The organism is Moorena sp. SIO3E8 (assembly GCF_010692445.1).
GTDB lineage: Bacteria > Cyanobacteriota > Cyanobacteriia > Cyanobacteriales > Coleofasciculaceae > Moorena > Moorena bouillonii.
On sequence record NZ_JAAHHM010000224.1, the window covers coordinates 1 to 6,954 of the forward strand.

Here is a 6,954-nt window from a genome sequence, read left to right on the forward strand (position 1 = left end):
CAGAACTGATTGGGGCAGCAGTTCCAGAGCTTCAAAGCTATTTGGGATAGCTGGCGGTTTGATTTCCATGGTTCTACACTACTACTCATCCTTCCCTTTTTGTCAACCCCATCACCTGAATGCTTACCATCTCAGAAGCAAACAAAAATGCTTGCTGTGGTTGATAATAATAGTAAAAAGGCTTAACACCAAGATGATCTCTAGCACAAAACAGCTGTTGCTGAGACTGATCCCAAATGGCAAAAGCAAAATCCCCCAACAGATATTGTGGACAGTCCTTTCCCCATCGGTGGTAGGCGGCTAAAATTAAATCGCTGTCGGTAATTTTTTCCGGCTCTTGCTCTGCTAATTCCAAGGTAGTAATTAGCTCATCCCGATTATCAATGCGAGCATCAGCGGTTAAAATACAATTACGGTCAGAATCCACTAGGGGTTGGACTTCTAGCAAAGACTCCGGTGTTGTCCACAACATCCGATGACCAAATCCCACCTCTCCCTCACACCAAACATTAGCTCCGTCAGTTCCCCGATGGGCTAAGGTATCTAACATCTGGCTGAGATCGGTTTGCTTTACTGCACAACCGTCAAGATCAAAAATTCCAACAATACCACTCATGGTTAATGCTTTCCTAAGGATGGTAGGGTTTTGAAACGAGTTAAATCCGGCAATTGACCAATGACAACTAAGCCCTGATTTTCCACCCAAGCGTGAGCTTCTAGCTGTCCTGATTCTCCCTTAGCAACCCCAATACGTAATTGAGGAACATAGCCATACTGAACCATTAAGGTATAGGTTGTTAAAGCCCTTGCTAAACACTTGACTTTCCCTGGCATATAACGGCTAGTTCTGTTTACAGCCCACAGGATGTGATTAAGTTTAACCAGATTTGCTGTGTGAGTAAAACGATAGTGACTTATCTGTTCTAAGCCCTGGTGTAAGGTTTGAAAGGATAAAAACTTCAACCCTACCCGAACTAACAGTAACATCATAAATGTTTTTACCAAGAGCAGATAAAGTCTAGGGCTAAGGTTGAGCAATTTCCACAGATGCTTCATCAATGACCTCGATTAGTCCTTTAGTGTGCATTTTTTCCAGCAGAGAGACGATATCTGAGTCACAAACTTCAGGAGTAACGCCGTATTCTTCTACAATTACAGCACTAATATCAGCCACTTTTTGGGGCTTTTGGATTAATTGCCAAATCCTCGCACCAACTTCAGTTAACCCGTAATAAACACCAGATTTATAATCAAGAATGACTACTTCTTCAGCCGTTAAATCACAAGCAAATTGATCTTTAGCTGCTACTACGAGGCAAGACTGGGAATTTTCACCACTAAAAGTCATCATATCTAGTTATTCGTAAATACAATTAAATTGCACCAAAATCTTTAACCCCATAAAAACCAATCCGTTTAGACTGGCGACGGGTAAACTCTCCCACTGAAGAGTTGCCATTCGGATCAATCACCCCTGTTACCTGCTGCCATAACTCAGCAGGAGCCAAAGATACCTTATAAATGCGATCGCCACTCTTGCACACGTGATACCACTTGGTTTCCTGGCACTGACTACACCAAAAAGCCTCTAGCCATTCTCCTTCCAGAGCTACCGTGGTTTTACTGGCTATCAGCATCAAGGCATATTTTTGTTTAACACCACGCTGCTGAAGTTGTCCTGGGCGGTCAGCAAACAACCGATATTTTTGACTAACGCTATCAAGGTAGCAACCATGAATGGGACATAAAATAGCTCTTCGTTTAGAACGCTTCCGGTTGCGTTGACATCGTTTGGTTTGAGGTGTTGATGGTGTCATTAGGGAGTAGAGGGTAGGGTGTAGGGTGTAGGGTGTAGGGAGTAGGGAGTAGGGAGCAGGGAGCAGGGAGCAGGGAGCAGGGAGCAGGGAGCAGGGAATTAAGAATTAAGAATTAAGAATTGAGAATCGGGAATCGGGAATCGGGAATCGGGAATCGGGAATCGGGAATCGGGAATCGGGAATCGGGAATCGGGAATCGGGAATCGGGAATCGGGAATCGGGAATCGGGAATCGGGAATCGGGAGCAGGTGGGAGAAAAATGGCAACGGTAGAACTGGCATCTTGCCAGTATCCCAACCGTAGAACTGGCATCTTGCCAGTATCCCAACCGTAGAACTGGCATCTTGCCAGTATCCCAACCGTAGAACCGGCATCTTGCCAGTATCCCAACCGTAGAACTGGCATCTTGCCAGTGTCCCAACCGTAGAACCGGCATCTTGCCTGTGTCCCAACCGTAGAACTGGCATCTTGCCTGTGTCCCAACCGTAGAACTGGCATCTTGCCTGTGTCCCAACCGTAGAACAGGCATCTTGCCAGTGGCCTCAACTGTAGAACAGGCATCTTGCCAGTGTCCCAACCGTAGAACCGGCATCTTGCCTCTTGCCTTGCGCGTAGCGCTATAGCTTACCCTGAAACTTTTCTCCCTATTCCCTACTCCCTACTCCCTACTCCCTACTCCCTATTCCCTTCTTCCCCAAGAAGTCGAACGAATTCTCGCAAAGCCACACTAGAACCAAACTGCCATGCCCTATTAATGTATTGGGGAATGGTTTCTTTCACCGGGAAATTTGGAAAAATTTGGCTAGTTTGAACCTCTAAATAGCGATCGCTTTCAAATCGATAGATGTGAATTGTGTCAGCTTTGTAAATCCAAACTTCTGGAACAGCTAGGGGAATGTAGTCGTTAATATCAGTAATTGAAGTCAGGTCAATTTCTAGGGCGAGATCCGGTGGTGGATCTTGGCTCAGGTCTAGTCGTCGCTTTCCTAAAATTGCTTGATAATTTTGGATGTAGAAACAAGCATCTGGCTCCACTCCAGGCATCCCCGCTTTCCGAAGGGTAATCGGATCAAAGCTCTGCCAATCTCTTCCTTGATACCGTAGCAGTGCTTTAACTAAGTCAGTCAGTATATCAGCTTGGTTACCGTGTTCAGGAAGAGGAGCCATGAGCAAAATCTGATTATCTCGAAATCGCATGCGAATACTAGCCCGATCACCTAGCTTTACCAACAGCTGCTCATAGTCTTCCCAAGTTGCTGGGAACCGCAATTGAGTCCCAGGAGCTAGATCAATAGTGGTTGGGGTGATGGTGGGCAACATATAGGGAAGGGAGTAGGGAGTAGGAAGCAGGGAACAGGGAATCGGGAATCGGGAATCGGGAATCGGGAATCGGGAATCGGGAATCGGGAATCGGGAATCGGGAATCGGGAATTGGGAATTGGGAGCAGGGGGGAGAAGAGGGGAGAAGACTGGCAAGTGTAGAACTGGCATCTTGCCAGTGTCCCAACGGTAGAACCGGCATCAAGCCTGTTTCATTTCTGGGCAGGCAGGATGCCCACCCCGCTCATATTCATTGCGCCCCTCAGCAATACCCTTTTATTCAATAGCTGATAGCTGATAGCTGATAGCTGATAGCTTACCCGACTCCCGACTCCCGACTCCCGACTCCCGACTCCCGACTCCCCACTCCCCACTCCCTACTCCCTATATTACAAATCATCAGGATTGACCCCAAGGCTACGCAACCGTTCTGCCAATCGTTCTGCCCGTTGGTGTTCCTGTTGAGCCCGTTCTGCTGAAGTTGGAATCCAATTACCAGCGTCATCATACCAACGTAGCCACAACCCTTCTGTTTCTTGATATTTCCCCTGCCAAACGCCTAACCCTAATTCCAGTCTTGGAAACCAAAATTTCGGTTCAGAAAGTTCTACTTCCTGATACTGTATGGGCATTAATTGAAACACCCGCAACTGGTTATCATAACGGTCAAAAACCACATAGTAAGGAATCCGCATATACTGCTCATAAGCTTGCCATTTAGTAGGTGGCTTGTTGGCAGACCTTAGGGTTTGTCCTAAATCCTCCGCTTCCGTACCTGGTGATAGGAGTTCCACCACTAAAAATGGCGCTATTCCTTCCTGCCAAACCACATAACTCCAGCGCAGGTCTTGTTGTTGTTGAGCGCGAGTCACACCCAATACCAGAAACCAATCCGGTCGCTTGTGCCATAACGAATTACGGCTATGGTAATATAAATTCAGGTCTGTACCAATGAACATTTCCTCCCTAGGGTAGTTGGGAGCTTGGCAGGTTTCTCGCAATAGCTGGGGTTGGAAGTCATGAAATTCGTCAGGCAAACCAGGCTCCTCTGGGTCTTCACTAGGTAGATCATACATAGTGGGCATGGTTTCCCTGGCAGGACGGGGTGGGTCAGTGTGGTACATGTCCTCTGTTGAACCTGATAGTTTGAGCATAGCATTTTGATTTAAACAGAAGTTAATCGCGCTACAAACTCTTGATGGGTCTCGGAATCTATCCCTTCTTGCAATACCGCCAAAACCTGCTGCATCTTTCCAGCTAATAAAGCCTCCACCCCTAAGCGCAATCCAGGAAACACCTGGCTACTCAATATACCTGCATCTGGCTGCTGCTGCACATATTCCCCTTCGCGCAACACATACCAGCGAAACTCCCGCTCCTGGGTTAGCCAAACTAAATACTCTTTCACTCCATTCCGACGATAGGCTCGCAGCTTATCATAGAGGTCATAGGAAGCACTACTAGCGGCAACCTCCACAATCAACTCCGGCGCACCTTCAATGTAATCATCCTCACTAATTCGCGACTGTCCACCTTTGTCTTGTTCAATGCGCAACAAAGCATCTGGTTGAGGTTCATTATCAAAATCTAGCCGCACTGTAGAATTGTCACACAGCATGATGCCAGGGGTTGCCACTTTATATAAACCTAGCCAAATGATAATGTTAGCATGAGGTTGACCATGCTTATTGACCCTAACTGGTGATGCCACGTAAACCACCCCCTCAATTAACTCCGCCTTCCTAATGTCAGGCATTTGATCATAGCGTCGTTCAAATTCTACTCTACTTAAGCGATCGCCATTTTCCAGAATAGGTAGTTGAGTTATTACGGGAGTAAGGGATTTCACCACAAGACTTCCTCCATAAAATTTATACCAACATCTACAATTTTATAGCAATTCTACGACTTGTGAGGTAAAAATGTCTGGGTTTTAGGGAGCAGGGACTGAGGCCGTAGGCCACGCTACGCGAACGGAGCAGGTAAGAGGCAAAAGGCAAAAGGCAAAAGGCAAGAGGCAAGAGGTGAAAAATATTGTGTACCTCATAGCTATGAGAAACGCTATAGGTCATGAACAATGTAAGTATTCAGCTAATAGCTGATAACTGATAGCTGAGAGCTGATAACTAATAGCTGATAACTCACCCTAAAACTCTTCTCCCTACTCCCAGATCCGCTGTTCCCAGATCCGCTGTTCCCTGCTCCCTACTCCCTACTCCCTACTCCCTAAAATAATAGACACAATCTCCCCCTTAATCACTTTCCTGCTGTTGACATCACAACTAATGAAAAGTGGTGTGGGGAGAGACTGAGATCAAAAGGACCATCGAAGCCCACTCCTAAAACTAAATACTAGATAGTATAGCGCTACGCGCAAGTCAGAAGTTAGAAGTCAGAAGTCAGAAGTAAGCTATGACTAAGTTTCAGAGTTTAGGAATGTCCTAAGCTTAATGCGTAGTGCTATAAGAACTAGCTAGTATTTAGTTTTAGTGGTCAGTAGTCAGTAGAACAGGCATCTTGCCTGTTTCCTCAACTGTGTTCAGTGGTCAGTGGTTAGCTGATAACTGATAACTGTTCGCGTAGCGTGCGCGTAGCGCATTAGCTGATAGCTGATAACTGATAGCTGATAGCTGATAGTTTACGATTATCTCTTAAACAAATCAGTCAATCAAACCTTAGTAGTTAACCCCCAATTAGTTATTCTTATTAATCTATATTTTTCAGGACAATTGAGTAATAAAAAAAAGAAAAATGGCTATAATAATTTATGTAACCCACATTCCGCAGGTTCTCGTTAGAGTTGACAATATTTTAAAAGGCAGGCAGAATCAGGGTTATGAGGATTGAGCCAATTTTTCATGAGGTGCGCGAGAGTCCCTCGTTGTTGACTGACTGACTGCCTTCGGTCTCCTAAAAGCCGATTAGCGATCATTGCTGAGTTGGCGATCGCATCGATAAATTTTTGACTAGCCAAGATGTTCTCTTGACTAGCAAACGCTAGAATCAGCAAGGATTAGAGTGCGCGATCGCGCTTTGAGACAAAAAATGGTAAAATGCTTACAGCATAAAGATTCTAGCCTCTTAAATAAAATACCTCAGCACCACTGTCAACCTGCGGAATGTGGGATGTAATAAATTGGTTTACTTATAAAATACTTTTCTAAAGAAACCAGAAAAATACTCCTAAAATAAGTGCTGATTAGTTAGGGACTAATTCTGTATTCTTAGTAACCTATAGATTTCAGGACAATTTACTAAATTGCTTGAAAATAGCATTAATTATACCTATGAGGTAAAGTCTTTATTGGCGCTGATTGCGCTGATGGCATTTAAGACCTTATTAATTCTGACCTTTCGCTTAAAAGGATCAGCAAAATACCTCATAATTAGAATAATTGATATAATTATTGAGAGAAAATTGTTGAATTTTTACTTGAATTTTATTAAAAAATAATCCCAGTAAATGATACTATCAAAAAACAGCCCATAAGTCAACATCATGGGGAACAGGGAACAGCGGATCTGGGAACAGAGAACAGGCAAGAGGCAAGAGGCAAGAGGCAAGAGGTAAAAAATCCTGTGTACCTGATTAGGTGATAAAATGCTATAGCTATTTTTTATCATGACACTGGGGGGGCGACAAGCGCCCTGTAACCCTTGATATATCTTAAATTGACCAAATTATGGTAAAAAAAGATAGGTCATAAATTGTCAATACGACCTATCAATTGAAAATGCTACCAAAATTATATCAAAAACATCTAAAAAATCTACTTTGTGAATCTCAATTATTGTTTTTTTACCTTATAATAATAAT

Annotated in this window: 11 protein-coding genes; all 11 read right to left on the reverse strand. The window is 44.2% G+C overall.

Features of this window, described 5'->3' with window-relative positions:
• Positions 1-85 precede the first annotated feature (85 nt).
• Positions 86-616, reverse strand: a complete 531-nt coding sequence (locus tag F6K46_RS37125) for a hypothetical protein (protein WP_293068886.1) — start codon at positions 614-616, stop codon at positions 86-88.
• 2 nt (positions 617-618) lie between these two features.
• A complete protein-coding gene (locus F6K46_RS37130) occupies positions 619-1,056 on the reverse strand; it encodes a lasso peptide biosynthesis B2 protein (protein ID WP_293068884.1) in 438 nt (145 codons plus the stop codon).
• Positions 1,025-1,351: a PqqD family protein gene (locus tag F6K46_RS37135; protein WP_293068881.1), complete on the reverse strand. Its 327-nt coding sequence runs from the start codon at positions 1,349-1,351 to the stop codon at positions 1,025-1,027. The genes F6K46_RS37130 and F6K46_RS37135 overlap by 32 nt, the downstream gene beginning before the upstream one ends.
• 22 nt (positions 1,352-1,373) lie before the next feature.
• On the reverse strand, positions 1,374-1,817 hold the full coding sequence (locus tag F6K46_RS37140) for a hypothetical protein (protein WP_293068878.1): 444 nt from the start codon (positions 1,815-1,817) through the stop codon (positions 1,374-1,376).
• A gap of 112 nt (positions 1,818-1,929) precedes the next feature.
• Positions 1,930-2,409 carry a hypothetical protein gene (locus F6K46_RS37145; protein WP_293117962.1) on the reverse strand — a complete coding sequence of 160 codons (480 nt, stop codon included), beginning with the start codon at positions 2,407-2,409 and terminating at the stop codon, positions 1,930-1,932.
• Between the two features lie 80 nt (positions 2,410-2,489).
• A complete protein-coding gene (locus F6K46_RS37150; protein WP_293068091.1) occupies positions 2,490-3,137 on the reverse strand; it encodes a Uma2 family endonuclease in 648 nt (215 codons plus the stop codon).
• The gene (locus tag F6K46_RS37155) at positions 3,106-3,339 is read right to left on the reverse strand and encodes a hypothetical protein (protein ID WP_293068083.1); all 234 of its coding nucleotides are present in this window, start codon (positions 3,337-3,339) and stop codon (positions 3,106-3,108) included. Before F6K46_RS37155 ends, F6K46_RS37150 begins: the two co-directional genes overlap by 32 nt.
• A 10-nt stretch (positions 3,340-3,349) precedes the next feature.
• Positions 3,350-3,511, reverse strand: coding sequence for a hypothetical protein (locus F6K46_RS37160; protein ID WP_293068081.1), 162 nt, complete (start codon positions 3,509-3,511; stop codon positions 3,350-3,352).
• Between the two features lie 15 nt (positions 3,512-3,526).
• Positions 3,527-4,213 (reverse strand): Uma2 family endonuclease, encoded by a 687-nt coding sequence (locus tag F6K46_RS37165; protein WP_293068088.1) that lies wholly within the window; start codon positions 4,211-4,213, stop codon positions 3,527-3,529.
• Between the two features lie 89 nt (positions 4,214-4,302).
• Positions 4,303-4,989 (reverse strand): Uma2 family endonuclease, encoded by a 687-nt coding sequence (locus F6K46_RS37170; protein ID WP_293068079.1) that lies wholly within the window; start codon positions 4,987-4,989, stop codon positions 4,303-4,305.
• 942 nt (positions 4,990-5,931) lie between these two features.
• On the reverse strand, positions 5,932-6,111 hold the full coding sequence (locus F6K46_RS37175; RefSeq protein WP_293068076.1) for a hypothetical protein: 180 nt from the start codon (positions 6,109-6,111) through the stop codon (positions 5,932-5,934).
• Positions 6,112-6,954 lie beyond the last annotated feature (843 nt).

Excerpts from the sequence above, each read along its gene's own strand:
- F6K46_RS37125 (WP_293068886.1), bottom strand. The coding sequence starts at position 616 with ATGAGTGGTATTGTTGGAATTTTTGATCTTGACGGTTGTGCAGTAAAG.
- F6K46_RS37130 (WP_293068884.1), bottom strand. The coding sequence starts at position 1,056 with ATGAAGCATCTGTGGAAATTGCTCAACCTTAGCCCTAGACTTTATCTG.
- F6K46_RS37135 (WP_293068881.1), bottom strand. The coding sequence starts at position 1,351 with ATGATGACTTTTAGTGGTGAAAATTCCCAGTCTTGCCTCGTAGTAGCA.
- F6K46_RS37140 (WP_293068878.1), bottom strand. The coding sequence starts at position 1,817 with ATGACACCATCAACACCTCAAACCAAACGATGTCAACGCAACCGGAAG.
- F6K46_RS37145 (WP_293117962.1), bottom strand. The coding sequence starts at position 2,409 with ATGCCGGTTCTACGGTTGGGACACTGGCAAGATGCCTGTTCTACAGTT.
- F6K46_RS37150 (WP_293068091.1), bottom strand. The coding sequence starts at position 3,137 with ATGTTGCCCACCATCACCCCAACCACTATTGATCTAGCTCCTGGGACT.
- F6K46_RS37155 (WP_293068083.1), bottom strand. The coding sequence starts at position 3,339 with ATGCCGGTTCTACCGTTGGGACACTGGCAAGATGCCAGTTCTACACTT.
- F6K46_RS37165 (WP_293068088.1), bottom strand. The coding sequence starts at position 4,213 with ATGTATGATCTACCTAGTGAAGACCCAGAGGAGCCTGGTTTGCCTGAC.